Here is a 26,223-nt window from a genome sequence, read left to right as displayed (position 1 = left end):
CTATGCGCGTTTTCTATAGCAGCGCATCCAGCTTCTCTTTCAGCAAGCCGTTGACCTGCTGCGGGTTAGCCGTGCCGCGTGATGCCTTCATCACCTGACCCACAAAGTAGCCAATCATCTTGCCACGCTTCTCGGGCTCGGAATCACGGTACTGCGCCACCTGCGCCGGACTTTCGGCAATGACTTGATCGATCATCGCTTCAATCGCGCCGGTGTCGGTCACCTGCTTTAAGCCTTTTGCCTCGATGACGGCATCCGCGCTCTCGCCCTGGCCATTCCATAGCGCTTGGAACACTTGCTTAGCGGCTTTACCGTTAATGGTGTCATCCAGCACACGTCTGATGAGTTCGCCAAGCTGTTGGGCTGACACTGGGCTATTTTGGATGCTCAGATTCTCGCGGTTCAGCGCGCCGGAAAGTTCGCCCTGTACCCAGTTGGCCGCCTGCTTGGCGTCGCCACATACCCGGTGTACTTCCTCGAAAAACTCCGCCATTTCACGACTGGCTGATAGCACGTTAGCGTCGTAAGCCGACAGGCCTAGCTCATTCTGGAAGCGGGCACGCTTATCGGCGGGCAGCTCCGGCAGTTGGTTGCGCAGGTGATCCAGGTAGGCTTGATCCAGCACCACCGGCAGCAGGTCGGGGCAGGGGAAGTAGCGGTAGTCGTTCGCCTCTTCCTTGGTGCGCATGCTGCGGGTTTCGTCGCGCTCTGGATCAAACAGGCGGGTCTCTTGCACTACTTTGCCGCCGTCTTCAATCAGTTCAATCTGACGTTCGACTTCAAACGCAATGGCGCGCTCCACAAAGCGGAACGAGTTGACGTTTTTAATTTCTGCACGAGTCCCAAACGCTTCTTGCCCTTTAGGGCGTACCGACACGTTGACGTCGCAACGCATCGAGCCTTCGGCCATGTTGCCGTCGGAAATGCCCAGATAGGTGACGATGGAGTGAATCGCTTTGAGATAGGCGGCCGCTTCTTTCGCACTGCGCATATCTGGCTCTGAAACGATCTCTAACAGCGGCGTGCCTGCCCGGTTCAAGTCGATGCCGGTCATACCGTGGAAGTCTTCGTGCAGCGACTTGCCGGCGTCCTCTTCCAGGTGGGCGTGGTGGATGCGAATCCGTTTGGTGGTGTTGTCATCCAGGGTAATCTCAACGTCGCCAGCACCCACAATGGGATGATACATCTGGCTGGTTTGGTAACCCTTGGGAAGATCCGGGTAGAAGTAGTTTTTGCGGTCAAACACCGAGACTTCAGGAATCTCAGCGTGGACGGCGAGGCCAAACTGCACGGCCATGGCGACGGCCTGCTCATTCAGTACTGGCAGGACGCCCGGCAGGCCCAAATCAACGGCGCAGGCCTGGGTGTTCGGCTCGGCACCAAACGCGGTGGAGGCACCGGAAAAGATCTTAGAGCGCGTTGCGAGCTGAACGTGAACTTCCAGCCCAATCACGGTTTCCCATTGCATTAGGCGTTCTCCTCGGCAAAGGCGGGCAGTTGAAGGTGCCAGTCGGTCGCTTGTTGGAACTGGTGGGCCACGTTGAGCAGCTGCGCTTCGGCAAAGTGGGTGCCCAATATCTGTAAGCCTACCGGGCGACCGCCCGCAAAGCCTGCGGGAACGCTGATGCCAGGAATACCCGCCAGGTTAACGGCGATGGTGTAGATATCTTGCAGGTACATGGAGACCGGGTCTTTCTTCGCGCCCAGGTCGAAGGCAGGCGTGGGGGAGGCTGGGCCCATCAGTACATCGACATCTTCAAAGGCGTCGAGGAAGTCCTGGCGAATCAGGCGGCGAACCTTCTGCGCTTTGGTGTAGTAGGCGTCGAAGAAGCCTTCCGATAGCGTGTGGGTGCCGATCAGAATGCGGCGCTTCACCTCTTCACCGAAGCCTTCCGCCCGCGAGCGGGTATAGAGATCAATCAGGTCCGTAGGAGCATCGCAGCGATGGCCAAAACGCACGCCGTCAAAGCGCGACAGGTTCGAGGAAGCCTCGGCGGGGGCGATGACGTAATAAGCGGGAATCGCGTAGTGGGTATGCGGCAGGCTCACCTCGCGTACCGTGGCACCTAGCGACTCATATACTTTCACCGCTTCACGAACGGCTTTCTCTACCTCGGGGTCCAAGCCGTCGCCAAAGTACTCTTTAGGTAGGCCGATTTTGAGGCCAGAGAGCGGAGCATTCAGGGTCTCGGTGTAGTCCGGTACGCCACGGGCGACGCTGGTGGAGTCGCGCACATCATGACCGGCAATCACGTTCAGCAGGTGCGCGCAGTCTTCAGCGGTGCGCGCCATGGGGCCTGCCTGGTCGAGACTGGAGGCGTAGGCGATCATGCCGTAACGGGAAACCCGCCCGTAGGTGGGCTTCAGGCCGGTAATGCCGCAGAACGCCGCTGGCTGGCGAATAGAGCCACCGGTATCGGTACCCATGGCTGCAGGCACAAGCCCTGCTGCCACTGCCGCTGCGCTGCCGCCGGAGCTGCCGCCGGGAACGGCAGCGAGGTCCCACGGGTTTTTGACCGCGCCGTAGTGGCTGTTTTCGTTGGAGGAGCCCATGGCGAACTCGTCCATATTGGTTTTACCCAGGCTAATGGTGCCCGCAGCGCTGAGTTTCTCTACCACGGTGGCGTCGTAAGGCGCGAGAAAGTTATCGAGCATTTTGGAGCCGCAGCTGGTTTTGACGCCTTGCGTACAAAAAATATCTTTTAGCGCTAGCGGAATGCCAGTGAGTTTGCCTGCTTTGCCGTCAGCACGCGCTTTATCGGCGGCTTCGGCCTGGCTTAGCGCCTGTTCGGCGGTCACGGTAATAAAGCTATTGAGCTGACCGTCGGCTTTCTCAATGCGCTGCAAAAAGTGGGAAGTCAGCTCTCGGCTGGAGAGTTCGCCGCTGGCTAGGGCGGCGGCGAGCTGCGTTACGGTTTTATCATGCATGACCCGGAAGCTCCGTTCAGGGGCGAATAGAATAAGCGGAAACGAGCGGTGGGCGTGGGTTACTCGACCACACGCGGCACCAGATAAAGACCGTTTTCCACTGCCGGGGCACAGCGCTGGAACGTGTCGCGCTGGTTGGTTTCCGTGACTTCATCGGCGCGCAGGCGCTGGGTAGCGTCTAGCGGATGCGACAGCGGCGCGACGCCTTCGGTATCCAGGCTCTGGAGCTGGTCGACCATGTCCAGAATGCGGCTGAGATCGTCGACAAAGCCACTGGCTTGGTCATCGCTAACGGCGAGTCGGGCCAAGTGTGCGGCCCGGCGCACATGAGATTCTTCAAGCGCCATGATCGAGGTTTCCTCGCAATCGTGATGGAACATATTTCGCTTTAAGCGGTATACATACGGTCATCTTAAATTCGTCTGACGGAGCAGACGTGGAAAATAGCCGCAAAAGGTACCACATAATGGCCCTGACGGGCAGTGTTCGGCACGACTCGTGCTTGCTGCCAAGGGGTTGCGGTGATACCGTTTGCATCCGCACAGGGTTCCCGGTCTGCACTAGGTAACAACATCCATGTTCAAACGTTTGAGGGGGCTGTTTTCCAGCGATCTATCGATCGACTTGGGTACGGCCAACACACTGATTTATGTACGCGGTCGTGGCATCGTGCTCGATGAACCGTCCGTAGTCGCCATCCGCCAGTCTGGCAATATGCGCAGCGTAGCCTCGGTAGGTGCTGACGCTAAACGCATGCTCGGCCGCACGCCTGGCAACATTACGGCTATTCGCCCGATGAAAGACGGCGTTATCGCCGATTTCACCGTTACCGAGCAGATGCTTCAGCACTTTATTCGTAAAGTGCACCAGAGCACTTTCCTCACGCCAAGCCCTAGGGTTCTGGTGTGCGTACCCTGTATGTCGACTCAGGTCGAGCGTCGGGCAATTCGCGAGTCAGCAGAAGGCGCGGGTGCCCGAGAAGTATTCCTGATCGAAGAGCCGATGGCAGCCGCGATTGGTGCTGGGCTACCGGTAGAAGAAGCGCAGGGCTCGATGGTCGTGGATATCGGTGGTGGTACTACTGAAATTGCGATTATTTCGCTGAATGGCGTAGTGTACTCAGAATCGATTCGCGTAGGCGGTGACCGTTTTGATGAGGCGATCACCGCGTACGTGCGCCGCCATTACGGTAGCCTGATCGGCGAAGCCACGGCCGAGCGCATCAAGGAAGAGATCGGGTGTGCCTACCCGGGTGGCGAGCTGCGCGAGATCGACGTGCGCGGCCGTAACCTGGCGGAGGGCATCCCGCGAAGCTTCACGCTCAACTCCCACGAGATTCTCGAGGCGCTCCAGGAAACGCTGGGCTCTATCGTATCTGCCGTCAAGAGCGCGCTGGAGCAGTCGCCCCCCGAGCTTGCGTCCGACATCGCCGAACGCGGCCTGGTGCTGACCGGCGGTGGCGCGCTGCTGCGTGACCTCGACAAGCTGATCGCCGAAGAAACTGGCCTGCCGGTCATCGTGGCCGAAGATCCGCTGACCTGCGTGGCGCGTGGCGGTGGCAAGGCGCTGGAGATGATTGACCAGCATACCTTTGAGTTGCTGTCGAGCGACTGATCGCAGCGGTTTAACGCGGGGGATTGCCTATTAAACCGCTGTTCTCACACGGGCCGCTACCCGGTTACCGGCTATTCTTCTGTGTGCTGGCGGCAAGCGCGTTGATGTTTGTCGACCATCGTTTTACTCGCATGGAAGATGTGCGCGCCCAAATGACCACGATTGTCGCTCCCATCCAGTGGGTAGTCAGTGTGCCTAGTGATCTGCTGAATTGGGGCGCGCTAGCACTCGCCGACCAGCAGGCGCTGGTGGATGAAAACCGCCACTTGCGTGAGCAAATCTTGACGCTCTCTCACCGCGGGCAGCGCTTGGCTAACCTGACGGCTGAGAACGCCGAGCTACGCAACTTGCTTGGCGCTGCCGAGCGGCGCGATATTCCCTATATCACGGCGGAGCTACTCTCGCTGGATAATGACCCGTTTAGCCATCAAATGGTGGTGGATCGTGGGCACCGCAACGGTGCCTATGTCGGTCAGCCGGTGATTGATGCATCGGGTTTGGTTGGTCAGGTGGCTGCTGTTTCAGCCTACTCTAGCCGTGTGTTGCTGTTAGCCGATGCAAGCCATGCTCTACCAGTGCAGGTTAACCGCAATGGGCTGCGTTTTATTGTTCAGGGTACTGGCCGTTACGGCAGTGTGAACGTTCTCCATGTGCCGGATACGGCGGATATTCGCGAAGGTGACTTACTGACCACCTCTGGTTTGGCAGGGCGTTTTCCGCCGGGCTACCCCGTTGCGCGAGTGACCGAGGTGTATCACGACCCTGGCCAGCCATTTGCCCGGGTTGTTGCTGAACCTTCGGCTCAGCTTCAGCGTTCACGCCACTTCCTGCTGCTCTTTCCACCACCCCGCGAAGAGTTGGATGCTTCTATTTGGGATGAGTCCATGGATATTTCAGCCGATGCGCTCCATGCCGCCCAGCGGCTTGGGCAGCCAGCTTCCCCGGCCATGCAGGAGGAACGCTAATGGCGCGTGCGCCGGTAGTGCCACTGGTGGTGGTCTGGCTGAGCCTTATTTTTGCGCTCTGCTTACAGGTAATGCCCCTGGCCGATGGTTGGCAGGTTTTTCGCCCGGAGTGGATTGGGCTAATGTTGATTTATTGGTGTATGCAAGCGCCGGATCGAGTTGGGGTTTTTCACGGCTTTGTATTTGGCCTCTTGATGGATCTTATTGAGGGGACAGCGCTTGGACAGCATGCACTGATTTTTTCGATTCTTACGTTTTTAGCCGCGCTAGTGTATCCCCGTTTTCGTGCTTATTCGCTGGTACAACAGTCGGTATTGGTGCTGGTGCTGTTAGGGTTGGCTCAGCTGATAGAGCAGTGGCTAAGAACGCTGACGGGTGTTTTTTCCATACATCTCTCTTTCTTGATCCCATCGCTGGTCAGCGCATTCCTCTGGCCGTGGCTCTCCACAATGTTTAAAGCGATTGAGCGGCGAATGGCCAATGCGTGACGATAACCACACCCCCGTGCTCTGTTTGGCCTCGGCATCACCACGCCGCCAGGCACTGTTGGCCTCTATCGGTGTGCCGGTCAGTGTCTTGCCAAGCGATATTGATGAAACGCCGCTTGAGGCAGAGTCTCCCACGGCCTATGTAGAACGGCTGGCGGTGGCAAAAGCGCAGGCGGCGGTGGGCAAAACCGCGCTGCCCGTGCTGGGGTCGGATACCGCGGTGGTTATTGATAGCACCATTTTAGGTAAGCCTAATAATCAACAGCACGCGGCTGAGATGTTGAGAATGCTCTCTGGGCGCACGCATCAGGTACTCACGGCAGTAGCGGTAAGCGGGCCGCTAGGTATACTCTCCTGTTGTGTGGCCACGGACGTCACCATGCGCGAGTTAACAGCAAAAGAGATCGCCTGCTACTGGCTGACGGGCGAACCCGCCGATAAAGCGGGTGGGTATGCTATTCAAGGCTTAGCCGCCATTTTTATTGAACAAATTCAGGGCAGTCACTCTGCTGTGGTGGGGCTGCCACTATTTGAAACAACGCGCTTGCTACGCCAGCAAGGGGTTCCCGTTTGGGCGGGCCGTTATCCCTCGTAACCACCGACTCATCGCCCGCTGCGCTGGCAAGGAATAGGACATCCAATAAGGAATTTTGCATGAGCGGTGAAGTCCTCATAAATTTAACGCCAATGGAGACCCGCGTTGCGCTGGTGGAAAACGGCGTATTGCAAGAGGCGCTAATAGAGCGCTCTCGCAGGCGCGGTATCGTAGGCAATATCTACAAAGGCAAAGTGGTGCGCGTACTGCCTGGCATGCAGGCTGCCTTTGTTGATATTGGCTTAGAGCGCGCAGCGTTTATTCATGCCCATGAGGTCATGCCACCCGGTACGCCCAATGACGAGCAGCAGACCATCGGGCAGCTTCTACACGAAGGTCAGGCGCTGGTGGTGCAAGTCACCAAAGATCCTATCGGTACCAAAGGGGCGCGGCTGACTACCCATCTTTCGATTCCCTCTCGCTATCTGGTCTATATGCCTGACTCGCCTCATCACGGGGTATCGCAGCGCATTGAAGATGAGCGCGAGCGGGAGCGCTTGAAAGCGCTGCTGGATAAAAGTATCGAAGAGCAAACCATTGAGGTCACGGGTGGCTTTATCGTGCGTACGGCGGCCGAAGGCGTAGGCGATGAAGAGCTGGCCAGCGACATGTACTTCTTGCTACGTATTTGGCGCAAGGTCAGCGAGCGCAAAATCACCGCCGCCCCTCCCAACGTCATCTACGATGACTTGCCGCTGTTTATGCGCACCCTGCGGGATGTGATGCGGGATGATATCGAGAAAGTACGCATTGATTCCCGGGAGAACTTCGTCAAGCTGGTCGAGTTTGCTGAAGAGTTTATGCCCGATGCTGTTGATCGCATCGAGTACTACCCCGGCGAACGCCCCATCTTCGACCTTTATAGTGTCGAAGACGAGATTCAAAAAGCGCTAGGTCGCAAGGTGCAGCTCAAGTCCGGAGGGTACTTGGTAATTGACCCCACCGAGGCCATGACTACCATCGATGTGAATACCGGTGGGTATGTGGGGCATCGTAACCTTGAAGAGACTATTTTCAAGACGAATCTGGAAGCCGCCACTGCCATTGCCCGCCAGCTTAGGCTGCGTAATTTAGGTGGCATCATCATTATCGACTTTATCGATATGGTGGATGTAGAGCACCAGCGGCAAGTGCTGCGCGTGCTGGAAAAAGCGCTTGAGCGGGACCATGCTAAAACCAAATGTACCGGGGTCACCGAACTTGGTTTAGTGCAGCTTACCCGTAAACGCACGCGGGAAAGCCTTGAACAAACACTATGCGAAGCGTGTCCCACCTGTGGTGGTCGCGGCACGTTGAAAACCCCTGAAACGGTCTGCTACGAAATCTTCCGTGAGATCCTGCGTGAAGAGCGGGCTTATAGTGCGGAAACGTATATGGTGCTGGCATCCCAGCCAGTAGTGGACAGGCTGCTTGATGAGGAGTCTGCCGCGGTCGCTGACCTGGAAACGTTTATTAATAAAACGATCCGTTTTCAGGTTGAGCAGCACTACTCCCAAGAGCAGTACGACATCGTACTGATGTAATGATGGCACCACGCTCTTTTTTTCGTGGCTGTCTAGTAGGGGTGGCCGTTGTGCTGGGTACGCTGGCGGTACTGCTGTTAGCGCTGCGTCTCTTTGCTAGCCAAGTTGATGCATTGTCCCCCCGCTTGGAGGCGCTTTTAGAGGCACGTATTGGCGTGCCGGTGAGCATCGACCATCTAGCGCTCTCTCTGGAGCGCAACGTCCTGCACCTGGAGCTGGAAGACCTTCATGCGCAAACGCCGGATGGTCAGGCCCTGATAGGGCTTGATCGCTTGTCGCTGCGTTTGGATGCCTGGGCCACGTTGCGCCACTTAGCGCCTATCTTCAGCGATGCGCGTATGTCTGGGCTCGAATTCCATCTCTACCAGCAGCCTGACATCGCCTGGGGCTGGCCTTCACCGGCCAAGCTGCCGCTGGGGGTAGCACCACAACCAGAGGTGGACCTTGAATCCTTGGATGCCTGGGCTGGACTGCTGCTGCGCCAGCGCCTTTGGGTGGATAACAGCCGCATCATGCTGCATGGCCAGCAGCAGACTGTGATGCTTCATGCACCTTCGCTGCTTCTGAATGGCGATCATCGCCGCACACGATTAGAGGGCTCCCTGAATATTGTCGAGGCGCCTGATGTGCTGGCATCAGAGCTGCCCGCCATTACCATGCGTGCCGAAATGCAGCCCGGTCAGCAAGGCTTTAGGGACTTTTCTGCTGCGCTTCAGCTCGATATGCAGTTGGATCATCTGGTGGTGCTGGCGGCACTGTTTCGGCCAGATCGCATGCCTTTTCTCGAACAGGTGGGCGGTCATGTGCAGCTATGGGGGCGTTGGCAAGAAGGCGCGCTAGCTGATGCGCGGCTTGCACTAGATGTGCCCGAGCTGACGCTACGTAAAGATGTGGAGTACGCTGTGCTGCGAAACATTCAGGCCAGTGGGCAGTGGCTGCGCGACAGCGAAGGCGGTGAGGCGTGGCTAAGTGGCAATGCAGAAACCGTAGAGTGGGCCCAGCCTGAAGGCGTTGGTGATGGCCCCGCGCTGCCACACCACTGGTATCTGTCACACCAGCCGGGGCAGTGGGAGTTGCGAACCAGTGCGTTTGAGCTCGCCTCGCTAGCGGCTTGGCGGGAGTATGCGCTGTTGCCTGAGTCACTCACCCGGGTATTGCAAACGCTCTCGCCCCGAGGGCAGGTGCAGGGGCTGAGCCTGGGGCAGCGTGAGGGGCGATGGGGCGTGGATGCTGCACTTACTAATGTGGCTGTACTCCCCTGGCAGCAAGCGCCAGGAGGCGGTCCGCTGGACGCTTGGGTGCAGGCTCGCGACCTGCGTGGCCGCGTGACCTTTAACAGCGCAGGCGATAGTACGCTCTATTTTCCAGAACTCTTCGATGTACCTATGCAGCTAAGTCACGCCGAAGGGGTGGTGGAGTGGGTGTATGATGGTCCTAACACCATGATTAGCGGCCGTGACCTCAATGTGGACTGGGATGGCGCCCAGGTAAGTGGTGGGTTCGGCTTGATCGCGGGGCAGCAAAGCGGTCAATTTGGGTTGGATATTGCATTTGCCGATGTAGATGCGATCTCCCGCCCGCTCTCCCAGTGGCTGCCCATGAAAGCATTTGAGCCGAAGCTGAGGGAGTGGTTGGAGAACGATATTGGTGGCTTAGTGCCGCAAGGTTCGCTGAAGCTTAGTCAGCCCCTGGGACCTGCGGCTTCATCAGATCAACTCTCGGCAACGCTCGCGCTGGAGGTCACTCAAGGCCACTTGCCGATTGCGCCGGAGTGGCCGCGTTTGGAAGATGTCGAGGGGCGCTTGCTGTGGCAAGGAGGAGTGCTTCAAGCCCAGGTAGAGCACGCCCAAAGCCACGGCGTTGAAGTATCCCAAGGCACGATACGTATGGAGAAAGAGCAGCCGCTTCAGCTATCAGGCAGTCTTCAGAGTGATGGTGCATCCTTGCTGAACTTTGTTCAGGCCATGCCGGATATGGACACGCTACCACGTAGCGATATTACCGTTGATGGTATCATCGAAGGGGATATCGCCCTTGTACTGCCGCTGGATAACGAGGAGGCGCTCCAGCTAGAGATTAATGCACGGCCAGCGCTATCGGCTGTGCGCTACGCGTCACTACCAATAACCCTGCGTGATCTGGATGGTGGGCTCAGCTGGCAGCAGGTGGGTGAGGCGCATGCGCTGTTAGGAGAGCTAAGCAGCCAGTGGCAGGGCGGTGATATTCGCGCAGAGCTGATGGCTGATCAGCGTGTTGCCTTGCAGGGCAGCGTGGAGTCGTCTGCGCTGTGGTCGTTGGCAGGGCTGCCTGCCGAGCAGGCTCGCCAAATGATGAGTGGCCGCACCCAGTGGCAGGGTGAGGTCTCTCTTGCGGCTCGTCCAGTGTTAACCTTAGAGAGCCGCCTGCTTGGCATCACCAGCGCGCTACCCGAGCCGTTTGCCAAGACTAGCGATCAACCGTGGCCATGGCAGCTACGCGCGGAGTTTGAAAGCGGGCGAGTATCGACGCAATTGGCCGATAAGGCAGCTGCGAGATTCCAAACGTTGAATAGTGGTGCACTAGCGGCCGAAGTGGTGCTCGGCAATGCAGTGCAGCGACCGAATTGGCCCAGCCAGCCTGGCTGGCGCCTTGAAGCAGGGCTCGATACGTTAGACCCCATGGCATGGCACGCTGTGCTGTCGCCGATATTGTCGGGAGGCGCCTTGGCATCTGCTTCTAGTGGCGAGAGCACGCCGCTTGAAGTACTGCTACGTGCTGGCTGTTTACGCTTTCGTGACGAGTGCTTTGGCGCTTTTAACGCCTCAGGGACACTCACCGGCCAGCGCGCAGCACTTCAGCTTAGCGGCGATATGTTGTCTGGGCGCCTAGATTACCAACCCGCCAGCGAGCGGCCGCTTGATGTTGCAATTAGCATGCTAGTCCTAGATCGTTTACTGGACCTGCCCGCCAAAGAGCATGATGCCACTGTCGCAGCCCCCGACTCTTGGGTTGATGCAATTGAAACACAGCATGTAGCCCCCGTTGCTATTCCCGACTGGCTAGCTGAACTGCCCAACGGCAGGCTACGGCTAGCGGATATTAGCGTTGGTGGCACTCGCTTTGGCCCATTAACCGCCTACTGGCAAACCGATGATCGTCGTTTTTCGCTCTCACCAGTTGGTTTAACCCTCGGACAGCTTTCTGCACGCGGCGAGTTGGTTTGGGAAGGCAATGCGGTGAATAGCCGTACACGAGCGGATATCTCCATACAGGGTGGCGATGTGGGGACGGCGCTGGAGCAGCTTAACCAACCGGTAGCCATGCGTAGCCGCACCACCGACCTTGCTGCTGAGCTTACTTGGTCGGGAGCCCCCTGGCAGCTTGATTTAAGCCGGGCTGGTGGTGAAATGAGTGCTGATATACGCGACGGCCGTTTTGTGACGCTTGAATCGACGCCTGCCCGCTTAGTGGGGTTGCTCAACTTTGATAACATTCTGCGCCGTCTACGGTTCGATTTTTCTGACCTAACCGGTCAGGGAACGGCCTTTGACCGTGTGCATGGCACTGCCGATGTAGCTGAAGGGCAGCTGTTGCTTCGTGGCCCCCTGCAAATTGATGCACCCGCCACCACGCTGACGCTAACAGGAAGTGTTAACCTCTTACAGCGTGAACTTGACCAGCGCCTAGGCGTCACACTGCCGGTTAGCCAAAGTTTACCCATCGCCGCCATTGCTGTCGGAGCGCCCATTGTGGGCGGTGCACTGTTTCTTGCCGACCAAATTTTTGGCGATGCGCTGGATCAAGCAACCACTATTTATTATCGCGTGCGAGGCCCTTGGACCTCGCCGCAAGTGACTTTAGAAGGCCCCCAATGACCGCACATAAAAGCGATATAGAGTCCGCTGTTTCCATTTTGCTAACGCCAGGTGGCCTCGATTTGAACGCTCTGGATGCTGGCCTTGGCTACGCCATGGGAGCGGGGATTGATTACGCCGACCTCTATTTTCAGCGCACCTGGCAAGAGGGTTGGGTGCTGGAAGATGGCGAAGTTAAAGAGGCCAGCTATAACATTGATGGCGGCGTTGGCGTGCGCTCGTTGGCAGGTGAGAAAACCGGGTTTGCGTACTCCAACCAAATTACCGCTGATGCACTAATGGATACAGGCCGTACCGCCTCTGGCATTGTCCGCAGCGGCAAGCAGTTGCCAGGGCAGAAAGTAATGCCAGTCAGCGCGGCGTCGTACTATGCAGGTATCGACCCACTGGCGGGCCTTTCGGCAGAAGACAAAGTGGCCATGCTGAAAGAGGCAGACCGCGTGGCCAGAGCGGCCGACCCGAGCATTAGCCAGGTCAGTGCGTCGCTGTCGGGCACCTATGAGGTGGTTTTAGTACGCGCCAGTGACGGCACCCTAGCGGCGGATATTCGCCCACTGGTGCGTTTTAACGTCAGTGTTATTGCGGCGAAAGATGGCCGCCGTGAGCGCGGCAGCGCTGGCGGCGGTGGTCGTTACTCCATGTCGCGTCTGCGGGATGAGGGCGTTGCCGAACGCTATGCCAAAGAGGCGGTGCGCCAAGCGCTGGTCAATCTTGAAGCCATTGATGCGCCAGCGGGGCAGATGCCAGTGGTGTTAGGTGCCGGTTGGCCGGGCATTCTGCTGCACGAAGCGGTAGGCCATGGCTTGGAAGGTGACTTTAACCGTAAAGGCAGTTCTGCCTTTGCAGGGCGAATGGGGCAGCGGGTTGCCGCCAAGGGAGTCACAGTGGTTGACGATGCCACTGTTGCTGATAGTCGCGGCGCGTTGAGCGTGGATGACGAAGGCACACCCGGCCAATATACGCCGCTGATTGAAGATGGCATTTTAACTGGCTATATGCAGGATAAGTTAAACGCGCGATTGATGAAGATGGCGCCTACCGGCAACGCCCGCCGCGAGTCGTTCGCTCATCTGCCGATGCCTCGTATGACCAATACGGTGATGTTGGCTGGTCAAGATGACCCTGCCGATATCATTAAAAGCGTTAAGCGGGGAATCTACGCCGTGAGTTTTGGCGGAGGGCAGGTGGATATTACCTCGGGAAAATTCGTGTTTTCGGCGAGCGAAGCCTACATGATTGAAGACGGTAAAATTACCGCGCCGGTGAAAGGTGCAACGCTGATTGGTAACGGGCCTGAGGCCATGGGCCGGGTATCGATGATTGGCCACGACATGGCGATGGATACCGGGATTGGCGTTTGCGGTAAAGAGGGCCAGGGTGTGCCGGTGGGGGTTGGCCAACCCACCCTGAAACTGGATGAGCTGACCGTGGGCGGCACGCAGTCTTCTTGAGACTCTGGTTTACAGCGCTAGCGTATCGCGCAGGTGTTTGAAAAGCTTGCGTGAGCTGGTGGGGGGCTTGCCCTGTTCGCGCTCTTTGCGGGCGTTGCGCACTAGCTGGCGCAGCGCCTGACGATCGGCGTTAGGGTAGTCTGCCATAAACAGGTCAACGGCGTCGTCGCCCTCATCCACTAGCCGGTCACGCCATTTTTCCAGGCGATGAAACGCATGATCGCGCTGCTCTTTCTCTTGTTCGATGGCATCGAAAACGCCCTGAATGGCCGTTAGATCCTCTTTGCGGATAAGTTTGCCAACGTATTGCATATGGCGACGGCGGCCTTCATGAGAGCGAATGCGAGAAGTCTCTTCAATCGCTCTCAGCATATCGTCTGATAAAGGAAAGCGCGCCCGCTCGGCAGGCTTCATGGCAATTAATGTTTCGCCAAGCGCTTGCAGAGCATGCATTTCACGCTTTAGCTGAGATTTACTCGGGCGCTCTTCTTGTTCATCGATATCGATAGGCTCGGGGCGTTGCTTCGGCATATAAGAACTCACAGATTAGATTCGTTTGCAGCATTATATCAGGCTGCGACCACAACATTGATTCGCCAATGCGATTCAGGTGAAAAGGAGGCCATATGGCACAGGCATTTGATGCAACGGCGCAGCAGGCGCAGTTGACGGAGCGCGCCACAGAGGCGCTTGCCCTGGCAAAACAGCTAGGGGCGGATGCCGCCGAAGTCGGCGCGAGCGTTGACCAAGGGTTGGGCGTTAGTGTGCGACTTGGTGAAGTGGAGACCGTTGAGCTATCTCGTGATCAGGGTATTGCGGTCACGCTCTATGTGGGAAAACGTAAAGGTAGCGCTTCCTCAACGGATGCAAGTAGTGCCTCCATTCGTGCCACGGTTGAAAAGGCGCTGGCTATTGCACGTTATACCGGGGAGGATCCCGCTGCAGGCCTCGCTGAAGCAGAGCTGATGGCGACCTATTTGCCAGACTTGAAGGTGCACTATCCGTGGGCGCTCTCAACCGATGAAGCGATTGACCTTGCCCTGCGCTGCGAACAGGCTGGCCGCGAGGTGGCAGGTATTCACCAGTCAGAAGGTGCCTCGCTCTCAAGCGGTGAGGGCGTGCGAGTATACGCCAATAGCCACGGCTTTTTGGGGACTCAAAAGGGTAGCAGTCACTCACTCTCCTGCATGCTGATTGCCCAAGATGAGCAAGGCATGCAGCGGGATTATGACTATACGTCTGCGCGTAACCCGCAGCAGCTTCGCCACCCAGAGGAGGTGGGGCGCGAGGCAGCAGCGCGAACGTTGCGGCGTCTAGGAGCGCGACGCCCCCCGACGGGAACGTTTCCTGTGCTGTTTGATCCCTCCCTTGCTAGCGGCCTTATCGGCCACCTTATGGGTGCTCTGGCGGGCGGCGCGCTTTATCGAGAAGCCTCGTTTTTATGTGATCGCTTGGGTAGCCCGCTATTCCCCGATTGGTTTGGGTTAGAAGAGCGCCCGATGGAAGTGGGAGCAACGGCTAGTTCACCGTTTGATGCGGAGGGTGTACAAACCCGTAGCAACCGGTTTATTGATCAGGGGAGGGTGGCGAGTTACATGCTCTCTGCCTACAGTGCGCGTCGTTTAGGAATGCAGTCCACGGGCAATGCGGGCGGCGCGCGCAACATGCGCTTGTTAGCGCCGTTAACGCCGCGGGAAGAGCTGTTAACACAGATGGGGCGTGGTATTTGGGTGACCGAGCTCATGGGGCAGGGCGTTAACGGCGTCACTGGCGACTATTCCCGGGGAGCAGCGGGTTTCTGGATTGAGAATGGCGAAGTACAGTACCCCATTGAGGAGTTCACTATTGCTAGTAACCTCAACAAGATGTTCGCGGGGCTAAGCGGTGTGGGAAGTGATACGGATACCCGTGGCAGTATTCACACGGGTAGCTGGCTGATTGATGCGATGACAGTGGCAGGAAGCTAGTCGACAAGTGCTGACTTGGTAAACTAGCTACTGGTCTTCGTCAAACCGTGCGTCGAACAGAGCTTCAATGGCATCTAGCGCCTGTTCGGCGTCGTTTCCTTCAGCGGCGACAGTGAGCTCGGTGCCGCAGGGGGCGGCCAGCATTAGCAGCGACATAATATTGGCGGCATCGGCTTTCTGCTGCTGCTTATAAACCACGATATTCGCGGAAAACTGCTGGCCACATTTCACCAGTTTGGTGGCCGCGCGGGCATGAAGACCACGCTGGTTGGTAAGTGTTAAGGTTCTTTTGGGCACTCTGGTTCCTTTTTGCCGAGTGGGTCTTGAAACTTAGGTCTTGAAAAACTTAGGTCTTGAGAAGCTTAGGCCTTAAAAGTTAGGTCCTGAAACTCAGGGCGTGCTGCCAGCGGCGGGTGTGGTAACGCATGGCACCGCAGGCTCTTCGCTCAGCGTGTATTGTAACCCCAGCTCACGGTGTCTCAACTGTACTTCTCCGGTCTGTTTAACCAGCTTTTTAGCAAGCTGTTCGACCATATAAACAGAGCGGTGTTGCCCGCCGGTGCAGCCAATAGCCACGGTTATATAACTTCGCTGGCTATTTTGGTAAGCCGGAAGCCACTTTTCCAACCAAGCCTGAATATCATTGGTCATTGCCTCGACCATTGGGTAGCTACTTAAAAACGCCACTATATCAGCATCACGCCCTGTAAATTGGCGCAGGGTAGGGTCCCAATAAGGGTTGGGCAGGCAGCGAACATCGAAGACTAAGTCGGCATCCATGGGTACGCCGCGTTTGTAGCCAAACGACTCAAACGTCAGTGTTAGCTGATCTTTTCGCTGGTGGGCGACTTGATCAGTAATGCGGCGTCTCAGGTCATGCACGGATAAGCGCGACGTATCGATCAACAAGTCAGCGAGATCGCGAATTTCAAGCAGCGTCTCTTCTTCTTTATTGATGGCCTCTTCCAACGTCATTTCGCTATCCCGGGTAAGCGGGTGGCGACGGCGGGTGGCTGAGTAACGCTCCAAAAGAATGCGCGCATCCGTGGTCAGATAGATGACCTGAAAACGAATTTCTCGCTGGCGTAGTTCTTCCAGTAAAGCTGGGAGGCGTTCAAGCGCCGTAGGAAGGTTGCGTGCGTCAATGCTCACTGCTAAGTGAGTGCGCTCGCCTTGCTCACGTAGTTCATCAACTAATGAGCCCAGCAGCATGGCGGGTAAATTGTCGATAGCGTAGTAGCCAAGATCCTCTAGCGCTTGTAAGGCGATAGATTTACCGGACCCTGAACGGCCGCTAATGATCACCAGTTGCATAGCGTCTCTCTTGGCTTACATAGGAGGAAATTATCGCTGCGTGCAGTGGTCACCGCCCATAAAGCCTAGGCGGCTTGTTCGCGAATCTTCGCGGTAATAAGTGCTAAGAGTTCGCGCTGACTATCGGCTTTACGTAACTGCTGACGCGTATGGGCGTCGTTCATAATAGTAGCCACTTGGCCAAGCAGTGCTAGGTGGGTGTCATCTGCCTCTTCTGGTACCAGCAGCACAAACACAAGATCCACCGGGTCGCCATCAATGGCGTCGAAGTCTACTGGCTCAGCAAGCTTTAAAAAGCCAGCAATGGGTGCGCTACAGTGAGGACTGCGAGCGTGGGGGATGGCAACCCCGTTGCCTATCCCCGTACTGCCTAGTCGCTCGCGGCCAATGAGTCGGCTAAACACCTCTTGGCTATCTAGGCTGGGTGTATTTTGGGCGATAAAGGTGCTGAAAAACTCCAGCACCCGTTTTTTGCTGCCCCCGGGAACGTCATAAAGCACGCGCTCCGGGGGGAGGATGGTTTCCAACGTCATTGAGTTAACGCACACCAGCGCCCTGGGCGCGAGCTTGTGCTTTTTCCTTATGTTTAACGAGTTGACGATCGATTTTGTCTGCTAGCGCATCAATAGCGGCATACATGTCGTTATCAAGCGCTTCGGCGTGAAGGTCTGCACCGGCAGCGTGCAGTGTGCAGGCTGCTTGCTGGCGCTCCTTCTCAACAGATAAGGTCACTTGCACCGTGGTAATGTTGTCGTAGTGGCGTTCAACGCGCTCTAGCTTTTCGTTAACGTAGTCGCGCAAGGCGTCAGTCAGTTCAACGTGATGACCAGTGATGTTTACTTGCATTGACGTGCTCCTTATCCATCGGACTGTACTTCGATTGTAACCCTTTTTACGCTATTGCAAAGCCCTTGCGTTGAGTTTGTTCATACGTACCGCTTAACTAGCGTAAACGGCGGCGCTCACTTGACGAGGGAATGCCCATTGACTCCCGATATTTTGCGACAGTACGCCGTGCAACGCTAATGCCCCCCTCTTCAAGCAGAGTCACCAAGCGGCTATCGGAGAGCGGTTTTCCTGAGGGCTCATCCTGAATCAGCTTTTTGATGCGGGCGCGAATGGCTGTGCTGGAGTGGCTGTCGCCGCCGTCTTGGCCGCTTACCTGGCTTGAGAAGAAGTACTTAAGCTCGAAAACGCCCCGTGGCGTGTGAATAAATTTCTGCGTGGTCACACGAGATATGGTGGATTCGTGCATCTCTACCGCTTCAGCAATATCCGCTAAAATCAGCGGTTTCATTGCTTCTTCGCCATGCTCCAGAAAGCCAATTTGGCGTGCAATAATTTCACGCCCAACTCGTAGCAGCGTGTCATTGCGACTCGATAAGCTTTTGATCAGCCAGCGGGCTTCTTGGAGGTGCTCTTTGAGGAACTGGTTGTCTTGGCTTTTGTCTGCGCGTTTGATCAAGCTGGCGTAGTCGGGCTGTATACGCAAGCGTGGTAGTGCTTCTGGATTGAGCTCTAAATGCCAACCTTCATTGTCGTGCCGAACGACTAGGTCGGGGGTGATGTAGCTGTCGTCGGTAACGCCATAGGTGCTCCCAGGGCGTGGGTCAAGGCTGCGAATTAAACGGATGACATCGTCAAGCTGCTCGTCATCAAGGCTTAAACGGCGCTTGAGAAGCCGCATATCGTCTTTGCCTAATGCTTCCAAAAACTGGCGAACCAGCCGTTTGGCGGGCATTAGCAGAGGGGTGTCCTCAGGTAGTGAGGCGAGTTGCAGCATCAGGCATTCACGCAGGTCTCGGGCAAAGACGCCGGTGGGCTCAAATTGCTGCAAGCGCAGCAGGGTATTTTCCACTTCCCGCTGGCTTAAGCTGTCATGGCCTTGGGCTTTTAATCCTTCCCGAATGTCATTAAGCGGCTGGGTGAGATAGCCGTTGGCATCCAGCGCATCAATCAGGCTTTCCGCGATGGCGTATTCTCGCGGGCTAAAGTCTGTCATGGCCAGTTGCCATAGCAGGTGGCCATGTAGGCTTTGTCCAGCGGCTTGGCGCTCGAAGTCGGGGCCTTCACTGCTGCCACCCAGGCTGCCTATGTCTTGATAGGTATCTGACCAGTCACTGTCGACGGAGAGTTCGTTGGGGATGCTCTCGGACCACTCAGCCTCTTGAGGCTCACTGACAGCCTGCTCGCCAAACTCATCTTCTTGCTCAAGCATGGGATTGGCATCTAGCGCTTGCTGAATTTCTTGACGAAGGTCCAGCGTCGATAGCTGAAGCAGGGCGATAGCCTGCTGCAGCTGAGGTGTCATGGTCAGCTGTGTGCCGATACGCAATTGGAGAGAAGCTTTCATGACCATCTGAGAACCACTCGTTAATCAGAAAGCTCCACCCTAGAGTGAGTTATGGCTTGGTGCAAGTGCAATAAGCATGCCACTAAAAGAAATGCTTCTGCAGGTCACTGTTTAAAGGCGGAAATCGGCGCCTAAATAGACATCTCGAACCTTCTGGTTGTTGAGGATTTCCTGGGCGTTTCCACTGGCAATGATGTGACCGTCGCCAACAATGTAGGCAATATCACAAATATCCAGCGTTTCACGAACGTTATGGTCGGTGATCAATACACCAATGTGGCGTTTCTTTAACGCTCGAATGATAGCTTTAATTTCCCCAACGGAAATCGGGTCAACCCCGGCAAAAGGTTCATCCAGCAGGATAAAGGCCGGTTCGGTGGCCAAAGAGCGGGCGATTTCAACACGGCGGCGTTCGCCCCCAGAAAGACTCATGCCTAAGTTGTCGCGTATATGAGTGATGTGAAAATCTTCAAGTAGTAACTCAAGTTGTGCTTCCCGGGCGCTTCGATCAAGCTCTTTGCGTGTCTCTAAAATGGCCATAATGTTGTCAGCCACGGAGAGCTTGCGGAAGATGGAAGCTTCCTGGGGTAGATAACCAATCCCTGCCATGGCGCGTTCATGCATAGGAGCATGAGTGAGGTCAAGGTCGTCAATGCCTACTTTGCCCGCATCCAATTTGACCAACCCCACAATCATATAAAACGAGGTGGTTTTACCTGCGCCATTAGGGCCAAGTAGCCCAACCACGCTACCTTGAGTGATTTCCAGATTAATATCTTTAACCACACGGCGGCGCTTATAGCTCTTCGCTAAATGATGGGCGTAGAGCGTTTTTACTGGTGTGGGGGCTGGGGATGTTGATGCTGCCACGTGGCCACTTCCTATTGTTCGGGCTGAAGGGTCATACGAATACGCTGATTTTCACTGCCGCTAACGTCAGAGCGTGCTTGTACTACTTCTTGATCGATAAAGTACTCTAAACGTCCACCTTGGAAGTGATCTCCTTGCTGGGTCAGCTCAGCTTGGTCAATCAGCTCAACCCGGCGTTCGGAAACGTGATAAATAATCCGACGCGCCCAGCCTTCTATAGGGGTTTCTTGGTCTTCAATTTGGTTACGCAAGTAAGCACGCTCGCCCGTAGCGATGGCGCGAGACAACTCGCCAGCATTGTTACGCTGAATTTCGACACGCTCTCCGCGTAGCTGCATATTGCCTTGGCGAATGTCAACGTTACCGGTGTACACGGCTGTCCCTGCTCGTTGGTCAAGGTCTAACCGGTCGGCCTCCACATGAATAGGCGCTTGGTTTTGTGCCGCTACAGGCAGTGCAATTGTGACAAGCGGCACGGCTAGGGCAAGAAGTGCAGTGCGGATTAGAGCATTCATCAGATTTTGCGCGAGAAACCCGGTGCTTTAGCGCCGGGAGGGATAGCGCGTCGCCCGCAGGGCGACTGGGTTACGCCACCGCCTGTCCCGCTCCTCCTGTTAGGTGGGTGAAGGGTGTAAAGTGATAGCCGTAGCCATCACCGCGTTGGATGAGGGTGCAGTATTTGTGCGAGATGCCTTGCACGGCCCCCTGTTCGGTCTGGATGTTAAAACTGCCGGTTTTGCGTACCGCGACACGCCCCGTATGGGTACCTGCTTTCTTGCCAGTCGGTACCATCGCACGCACCATGTCGCCGGTTTGAAAGCCGTGCACCTGCTTCTGCCGCATCAGATAGCCACGCGGAAACCCGTGTTTCGTTAAGCGGGTGCGCTGATAGCTACCACGCCCCATCGCCTTGATGGTTAATGTGGGCACCTGCCAAGCATGTAGTGCGTCGAACGCACCGACACAGGCCGCGTCTAGAGCATGGGTTTTAGGAATGCCCAGTCGCTGGCGGTTGTACTTGGTGCGACCGCCGGTGCCGACAGCCACCGGCAAGCTAGTCGCTTTGAGCGCATTAAACAGCGCCCAGCGCGTGGCATTGATCGCGCTGGCATCGCGCAGCGGTTGCTTGAGCTGGCGCTGCACACGCTCAAGCCGAGCGTTAGCGGTGTGGCCGTTGGCTTTCAGGCGCTTTTTCAGGCCTTTGTCAGTGGCGAAAAAATCCACCAGTGACAGCGCATCCTTGCTCTGGTTGCAGGGGTGGCAGCTTAGGGTCAAATTACTGACGCGGTTCGAGCCGCCCCGCGAGCGCGGTATCACATGCTCGATCTCCAGCGGCGTATCGGCGGTGCCGCAATAGGCACATTCACGGCCCCATTTTTCCAGCAGGTACTCGCGTACTTCGTAGCCCAGCAGCGTGCCTTGCTGGTACTCCACGCCGTTGATCTCGGGGTTATCCAGCTTCTGCGTATCAAAGCGCACCAACTCTTGGCTGATGGCGGTTACAGGCGCTAAACGATTCAACCGGTTCACCCAGGCCGTGACGGTATCGACGCGATGCTGCAGCGACGGTGCCAGCCAGCCCTTGGGTTTGGTGCGATTATTGAAGCGCGGGGCGCGGTAACGCAGGTTGGCACTGCGGCGGCGACGCCGAAAGGCGGCGCGTTGTTGTAATGCCTTTTTGATCTGATAACCGCGATGGATTAGTTCAAACAGGCACAGCACATGCCGCTGCTGACTGTCCGGTTCGCGTATCAGCGCCAGCCCGGTCGTTTTGCTGCCAGGGTCGATGCCCAGGCTTAGTGGCTGCGTGCTACCGCCCACTCGATCTTTCAGCCGGATCGTGAACGGATAGCGCTTATGCACCACGGCACGCCCGCGCTGTAGCAGCAACCGAGCCCGTTTTTCACTGCACGGCATCAGCGGCTGCTTCTTTTTGTCCAGTACGAAAATCGCCATGCGATTTCCTCCTAATCAATGCCCTTACGGACCTTGTGTCGCGGGGCTTGCGCCCCGTCTCCCCTCGGGAATGTCGATAACCGGCTCCTGCCTTGTGGCAGCGATCAAGATCTTCGGCGTTTTACCTTTCGCCCGGGCGGCGTACCGCAGCATGATCTTGACCTTTCAGAGCCACGGACTGAGGAAGCATCCGTGGGTGAGTCTTGGCGACCTGTTATCAACGTAGCGGGTTGGCTACCGCTCTCCCTGGTCAACCGGGCTTGTTGTCACAAGCTCCCGCCTTCAGGCGGGGGTAGTTGACCGCGACTCCTAAGGGGAACGGGTGGCCGGCGGATGAACGCCGCGCACGTTGTTGGTTAAACGGACTTGGCTGTCATCCAGCCATACATCCATTCGGGAGGCTTCCATACGCTGAGGGGGCTGCTGCAACACTACGTGGGTGTCGCTCCAGGCATGCCGGGTGGTCCCGTCGTAGTTTAATAGTTCGCTATCAAGCTGCCACCCCTCTTCAGGCGCTAGTAGCCGCGCGGAGCCTGCCAATGTTAATGCTTGGGTTTCAGTATTGAGGGTGCCAGTGTTCGCCGTGGCGAGCCACTCACGTTGTTCGCTATCAAACAGCGTGGCACGGGGTGACAACACGTCAGTCATTGCCGTTTGCGGAGTATGCACCAGCCGTGGGGTTACCAGAGATTGCTGAATAGTGCCTGTTTCGCCAAATAGGGTAATTTCGGCATTCTCTAATACGTGCCCAGGTTCCTGGGCACGAGCTTCAGAGTCAATCTCAGTCTCCTGGGGGCCGCGAGGGTCTAGCCAAACCAGCACGCCGCCTAGGGCGATGACCATTGCCGTGATCCAGACCCGTTTTCTTACCCTAAAGCGCATTATGGCTGTCCGTGCAGATACGTATCGAGTACGGCATCCCAGTGCCCTTGGGACGTTAGGAGCGTATCGCAAATTTCACGCACAGCCCCGTGTCCGCCAAGGCGTTCAGTGATCCAGTCGGCATGGGGGTGCATGTAGTCCGGAGCATTGGGGACCGTAATACCGACACCGGAGCGCTTGATCGGAGCAAGATCAGGTAGGTCATCTCCACAGTAGGCGACCTGTTCTAAGGTGATATCAAGCCGCTGACAAAGCGCTCTCAGGGTAGTGAGTTTGTCTTCACAGCCCTGGTATACGTGAGTGATTCCTAAGGCAGCAGCGCGCTGGCTCACCATAGGTGAATCACGGCCGGTAATCAGCGCCACATGGATGCCGACACGCTTGAGTAACTTCAGGCCATGACCGTCCTGGGTGTGAAACGCTTTGATTTCGATACCGTCAGCCTGAAAATAGAGACGGCCGTCAGTAAGTACACCGTCTACATCAATCGCAAGCAGTTTTACGCGGCGAAGTCGGTCGAGTAGTGCATCAGGTAGGGCCATAAAGCCTCCATCATCCATTGCCAAAAAAGCAGTATAAAGTCGTTAAATAACGCCGCTGGCAAGCAGGTCATGCATATGCAGCGCGCCGATGGGGCGCTGCTGTTCATCAACAACAGCCAGTGCAGTGATACGGTTATCTTCCATAATGCGCACCGCTTCGGCAGCTAGTATGTCTGGACCAATGCGCTTGCCGGGGCGCGTCATTACGTCATCTACCTGAACATCGCGCAGGTCGTGGTGTTGGTCTAGCGTGCGACGCAAGTCGCCGTCGGTATAGACCCCGGCAAGACGGCCTTCGCTATCCACCACGCAGGTAAAGCCCAGCCCTTGGCGTGTTATCTCAAGTAGTGCATCGCGCAGCGGGCTGCCCAGCGCTACTTGAGGGAGCCGTGAGCCATCGTGCATTAAGTCGCTAACACGCAGTAGTAAGCGCTTACCGAGGCTGCCGCCAGGGTGAGAGAGGGCAAAGTCTTCAGCGGTAAAGCCCCGTGCTTCCAATAGAGCAACAGCAAGGGCGTCGCCTAGGGCAAGGGCGGCGGTGGTGGAGCTGGTGGGTGCTAGGTCAAGCGGGCAGGCTTCTCGTTCTACACCGCTATCCAGGTGGGCGTCTGAGTGCTGTGCAAGAGTGGAGCCTGGGCGGCCAGTCATACTGACCAGCGGTGTGCCAAGGCGCTTGAGTAGCGGAAGTAGGGCCGTTACTTCAGCGGTTTCACCGGAGTTAGAGAGTGCCAAAACCACATCGGCGCGGGTAATCATGCCCAAGTCGCCATGGCTGGCTTCACCTGGGTGAACAAAAAAGGCTGGAGTGCCTGTGCTGGCTAGGGTGGCTGCGATTTTGCCGGCGATATGACCTGACTTTCCCATGCCGGTGACTACCACGCGTCCCTGACAGGCAAGCATAAGCTGACAGGCGTGGTCAAAGCCTTCATCTAGCTTGGCTTGCAAGCCCCCAATAGCCGCTTGCTCGATTTGCAAGGTGCGCAGTGCACTTTCACGCAGTTGGCTGGGTGTAGAGAGTGGCTGACGCATGGCGTGTCTCGTTTCATGATGTGAATAGGTGACTAGTAAGAATAACATCTTGAAGCAGTGTTTAGCTAAAGCATGCAGCAAGTACCCGCGGTATTAGTGAGTTCTATTGACGAATGGTTTGTACGGCAATGATTTGCGCGACTGTTACTAAGAGTAGCGTTAGGATACGATGTTCGATAATATTTCGAAAACACTGTTTTCTAAACTGCCCCGCGCCCAGTCGGTTTATACTGACGCGTTCTGGCAACACGATGAAGGTCAATCAGCTTATGACGGATGTTCCCTTCATACAGGTTGAAGATGTTTACTTTTCCCGTGGAGATAACGATATCTTCCGTGGCGTTAATATGACCATTCCGCGTGGCAAAGTCACCGCTATTATGGGGCCAAGCGGCACGGGTAAAACAACGCTATTGAAGCTCATTGGTGGCCAATTAACGCCAGACCGTGGGCGGATTTTAATTGATGGGCAGGATGTTCACCGCCTGTCACGCAAGGCGTTGTTTACGCTACGTAAGCGCATGGGAATGCTGTTTCAGAGCGGCGCGCTGTTTTCGGACTTAGATGTTTTCGAGAATGTGGCCTTCCCGCTGCGGGTGCATACTGACTTGCCCGACACCATGATTCGCGACTTAGTGTTGCTAAAGTTGCAGGCAGTAGGGTTGCGGGGGGCAAGGCATTTAACTCCCGCTGAGCTATCAGGGGGTATGGCGCGGCGGGTGGCATTAGCGCGGGCAGTCGCACTTGACCCTGAGTTAATCCTTTATGATGAGCCATTTGTAGGCCAGGACCCTATCTCTATGGGTGTGCTGGTGCAATTGATTAAGCGGCTCAATCAGGCGCTGTCGCTGACCTCGGTAGTGGTCTCCCATGATATCAAGGAAACGCTGAGTATTGCCGACTATCTCTACCTGATTGCGGATGGGCAGGTGGTGGCGCACGGCACTCCGAGCTCGCTAGAGGTGAATCAAGACCCTCGTGTGAGCCAATTTATGCACGGCGAGCCAGATGGTCCGGTGCCGTTTCACTATCCCGCAGAGACGCTCTACCGGGATATTCTCGGTCACGATTTAGCACTTAAGGCAGGGTAGATGCAGTCTAAATTTTCTCACTACACGGCGCGGGTTACCCGCCTGGGTCGGAAAGGGTGTGATGTGGTCGAGGCCCTGGGGCGCGCCACGGTGTTTCTCGCCCAATCGGCAGTGGGCGTGCCTTCTCGAGAAGGGTGGTCGCTTTGGTTGCGTCAAATGCACTTTGTTGGTGTGCTGTCGTTGGCCATTGTGCTGGTGTCAGGGCTGTTTATTGGCATGGTGCTGGCGCTTCAGGGATATACCATTTTGGTGGATTTCGGCGCTGAACAGGCGCTGGGCCAAATGGTGGCGCTTTCGCTACTACGTGAGCTGGCCCCTGTAGTGGCAGCACTGCTGTTTGCCGGGCGGGCAGGGTCTGCATTAACGGCTGAAATTGGCCTGATGAAGGCCACCGAGCAGCTCACCAGTATGGAAATGATTGGGGTAGACCCACTGCGACGCGTGGTAGCCCCAAGGCTGTGGGCAGGCTTTGTGGCGCTGCCTATTCTTACTGTGGGCTTTAGCGTGGTAGGCATCTGGGGTGGCTACTTAGTAGGCGTGGAGTGGCTGGGCGTATTTGAAGGCTCTTATTGGAGCAATATGCAGGCCAGCGTGTCGTTCATCGATGATATCGGCAATGGCATGATCAAGAGCGTGGTGTTCGCGCTGGTGGTGACCTGGATTGCTGTGTTTCAGGGTTATGACCTAGTACCAACCTCTGAGGGGATTTCTCGAGCTACCACCCGTACGGTGGTCTACTCCTCGTTAGCGGTGCTAGGGCTGGATTTCGTTTTAACCGCCGTTATGTTCGGCGGCCTTTAA

Annotated in this window: 25 protein-coding genes; 10 read left to right on the top strand and 15 right to left on the bottom strand. The window is 56.5% G+C overall.

The genetic code is table 11. The features are described from left to right. Positions 1-13: 13 nt before the first annotated feature. Genes gatB through gatC form a run of 3 tightly spaced genes read right to left on the bottom strand, consistent with a single transcriptional unit; the run spans position 14 to position 3,275 of the window. Positions 14-1,468, bottom strand: coding sequence for an Asp-tRNA(Asn)/Glu-tRNA(Gln) amidotransferase subunit GatB (gene gatB, locus NH344_RS14355; protein WP_089675513.1), 1,455 nt, complete (start codon positions 1,466-1,468; stop codon positions 14-16). Further along, on the bottom strand, positions 1,468-2,928 hold the full coding sequence (gatA, locus tag NH344_RS14350) for an Asp-tRNA(Asn)/Glu-tRNA(Gln) amidotransferase subunit GatA (RefSeq protein WP_044629934.1): 1,461 nt from the start codon (positions 2,926-2,928) through the stop codon (positions 1,468-1,470). The genes gatB and gatA overlap by 1 nt, the downstream gene beginning before the upstream one ends. 59 nt (positions 2,929-2,987) lie before the next feature. After that, positions 2,988-3,275, bottom strand: a complete 288-nt coding sequence (gene gatC, locus NH344_RS14345; protein WP_054641298.1) for an Asp-tRNA(Asn)/Glu-tRNA(Gln) amidotransferase subunit GatC — start codon at positions 3,273-3,275, stop codon at positions 2,988-2,990. Between the two features lie 229 nt (positions 3,276-3,504). Between gatC and NH344_RS14340 the strand changes: the two genes are divergently transcribed. Genes NH344_RS14340 through tldD form a run of 7 tightly spaced genes read left to right on the top strand, consistent with a single transcriptional unit; the run spans position 3,505 to position 13,418 of the window. Next, positions 3,505-4,542 (top strand): rod shape-determining protein, encoded by a 1,038-nt coding sequence (locus NH344_RS14340; RefSeq protein ID WP_016913467.1) that lies wholly within the window; start codon positions 3,505-3,507, stop codon positions 4,540-4,542. 23 nt (positions 4,543-4,565) lie between these two features. Continuing rightward, positions 4,566-5,507, top strand: a complete 942-nt coding sequence (gene mreC, locus NH344_RS14335; protein WP_044629935.1) for a rod shape-determining protein MreC — start codon at positions 4,566-4,568, stop codon at positions 5,505-5,507. After that, complete coding sequence (mreD, locus tag NH344_RS14330; RefSeq protein ID WP_044629936.1) at positions 5,507-5,995, top strand: rod shape-determining protein MreD; 489 nt, start codon at positions 5,507-5,509, stop codon at positions 5,993-5,995. The genes mreC and mreD overlap by 1 nt, the downstream gene beginning before the upstream one ends. Next, complete coding sequence (locus NH344_RS14325) at positions 5,988-6,590, top strand: Maf family protein (RefSeq protein ID WP_044629937.1); 603 nt, start codon at positions 5,988-5,990, stop codon at positions 6,588-6,590. The genes mreD and NH344_RS14325 overlap by 8 nt, the downstream gene beginning before the upstream one ends. Positions 6,591-6,649: 59 nt before the next feature. Continuing rightward, a complete protein-coding gene (rng, locus tag NH344_RS14320; protein ID WP_044629938.1) occupies positions 6,650-8,113 on the top strand; it encodes a ribonuclease G in 1,464 nt (487 codons plus the stop codon). Positions 8,114-8,115: 2 nt separating this feature from the next. Continuing rightward, positions 8,116-11,967 carry an AsmA-like C-terminal region-containing protein gene (locus tag NH344_RS14315; RefSeq protein WP_353734466.1) on the top strand — a complete coding sequence of 1,284 codons (3,852 nt, stop codon included), beginning with the start codon at positions 8,116-8,118 and terminating at the stop codon, positions 11,965-11,967. Next, the gene (tldD, locus tag NH344_RS14310; protein ID WP_062373372.1) at positions 11,964-13,418 is read left to right on the top strand and encodes a metalloprotease TldD; all 1,455 of its coding nucleotides are present in this window, start codon (positions 11,964-11,966) and stop codon (positions 13,416-13,418) included. The genes NH344_RS14315 and tldD overlap by 4 nt, the downstream gene beginning before the upstream one ends. 9 nt (positions 13,419-13,427) lie before the next feature. Here the strand turns inward: tldD and yjgA are convergent, their stop codons facing one another. Further along, complete coding sequence (gene yjgA, locus NH344_RS14305; protein WP_044629941.1) at positions 13,428-13,949, bottom strand: ribosome biogenesis factor YjgA; 522 nt, start codon at positions 13,947-13,949, stop codon at positions 13,428-13,430. A gap of 95 nt (positions 13,950-14,044) precedes the next feature. On the opposite strand from yjgA, the gene pmbA reads away from it, so the two are divergent. Further along, the gene (gene pmbA, locus NH344_RS14300) at positions 14,045-15,385 is read left to right on the top strand and encodes a metalloprotease PmbA (protein WP_058577873.1); all 1,341 of its coding nucleotides are present in this window, start codon (positions 14,045-14,047) and stop codon (positions 15,383-15,385) included. Between the two features lie 27 nt (positions 15,386-15,412). Here pmbA and NH344_RS14295 read toward each other — a convergent pair whose 3' ends face one another. From NH344_RS14295 to NH344_RS14245, 11 genes are all read right to left on the bottom strand, one after another. Beyond that, a complete protein-coding gene (locus NH344_RS14295; RefSeq protein ID WP_054641294.1) occupies positions 15,413-15,682 on the bottom strand; it encodes an HPr family phosphocarrier protein in 270 nt (89 codons plus the stop codon). Between the two features lie 93 nt (positions 15,683-15,775). Next, on the bottom strand, positions 15,776-16,699 hold the full coding sequence (gene rapZ, locus NH344_RS14290) for an RNase adapter RapZ (RefSeq protein ID WP_253028061.1): 924 nt from the start codon (positions 16,697-16,699) through the stop codon (positions 15,776-15,778). A gap of 65 nt (positions 16,700-16,764) precedes the next feature. Continuing rightward, positions 16,765-17,232 (bottom strand): PTS IIA-like nitrogen regulatory protein PtsN, encoded by a 468-nt coding sequence (gene ptsN, locus NH344_RS14285; RefSeq protein ID WP_044629945.1) that lies wholly within the window; start codon positions 17,230-17,232, stop codon positions 16,765-16,767. Between the two features lie 4 nt (positions 17,233-17,236). Beyond that, on the bottom strand, positions 17,237-17,545 hold the full coding sequence (raiA, locus tag NH344_RS14280) for a ribosome-associated translation inhibitor RaiA (RefSeq protein ID WP_027335376.1): 309 nt from the start codon (positions 17,543-17,545) through the stop codon (positions 17,237-17,239). Positions 17,546-17,642: 97 nt separating this feature from the next. Continuing rightward, complete coding sequence (locus NH344_RS14275) at positions 17,643-19,058, bottom strand: RNA polymerase factor sigma-54 (protein ID WP_044629947.1); 1,416 nt, start codon at positions 19,056-19,058, stop codon at positions 17,643-17,645. Positions 19,059-19,163: 105 nt separating this feature from the next. Further along, the gene (gene lptB / locus NH344_RS14270) at positions 19,164-19,922 is read right to left on the bottom strand and encodes an LPS export ABC transporter ATP-binding protein (protein WP_058577875.1); all 759 of its coding nucleotides are present in this window, start codon (positions 19,920-19,922) and stop codon (positions 19,164-19,166) included. A gap of 11 nt (positions 19,923-19,933) precedes the next feature. Further along, entirely contained in the window at positions 19,934-20,437 is a 504-nt protein-coding gene (gene lptA, locus NH344_RS14265) for a lipopolysaccharide transport periplasmic protein LptA (protein WP_044629949.1), read from the bottom strand. A gap of 70 nt (positions 20,438-20,507) precedes the next feature. Continuing rightward, positions 20,508-21,878 (bottom strand): RNA-guided endonuclease IscB, encoded by a 1,371-nt coding sequence (iscB, locus tag NH344_RS14260; protein WP_089675510.1) that lies wholly within the window; start codon positions 21,876-21,878, stop codon positions 20,508-20,510. A gap of 309 nt (positions 21,879-22,187) precedes the next feature. Beyond that, positions 22,188-22,760, bottom strand: a complete 573-nt coding sequence (gene lptC / locus NH344_RS14255) for an LPS export ABC transporter periplasmic protein LptC (RefSeq protein WP_044629950.1) — start codon at positions 22,758-22,760, stop codon at positions 22,188-22,190. Beyond that, positions 22,760-23,302, bottom strand: coding sequence for an HAD hydrolase family protein (locus NH344_RS14250; RefSeq protein WP_044629951.1), 543 nt, complete (start codon positions 23,300-23,302; stop codon positions 22,760-22,762). Before NH344_RS14250 ends, lptC begins: the two co-directional genes overlap by 1 nt. Positions 23,303-23,344: 42 nt before the next feature. Beyond that, positions 23,345-24,331, bottom strand: coding sequence for a KpsF/GutQ family sugar-phosphate isomerase (locus NH344_RS14245; protein WP_228219223.1), 987 nt, complete (start codon positions 24,329-24,331; stop codon positions 23,345-23,347). A gap of 269 nt (positions 24,332-24,600) precedes the next feature. Between NH344_RS14245 and NH344_RS14240 the strand changes: the two genes are divergently transcribed. Together NH344_RS14240 and mlaE are read left to right on the top strand one after the other, a co-directional pair. Beyond that, on the top strand, positions 24,601-25,422 hold the full coding sequence (locus tag NH344_RS14240) for an ATP-binding cassette domain-containing protein (protein WP_062373478.1): 822 nt from the start codon (positions 24,601-24,603) through the stop codon (positions 25,420-25,422). Then, the gene (gene mlaE, locus NH344_RS14235; RefSeq protein ID WP_044629953.1) at positions 25,423-26,223 is read left to right on the top strand and encodes a lipid asymmetry maintenance ABC transporter permease subunit MlaE; all 801 of its coding nucleotides are present in this window, start codon (positions 25,423-25,425) and stop codon (positions 26,221-26,223) included.

It is taken from the genome of Halomonas sp. Ps84H-12, from assembly GCF_024124725.1.
GTDB lineage: Bacteria > Pseudomonadota > Gammaproteobacteria > Pseudomonadales > Halomonadaceae > Vreelandella > Vreelandella aquamarina.
Note: the sequence above shows the minus strand (reverse complement) of the source record. Positions and strands in the feature narration are given on the sequence as shown.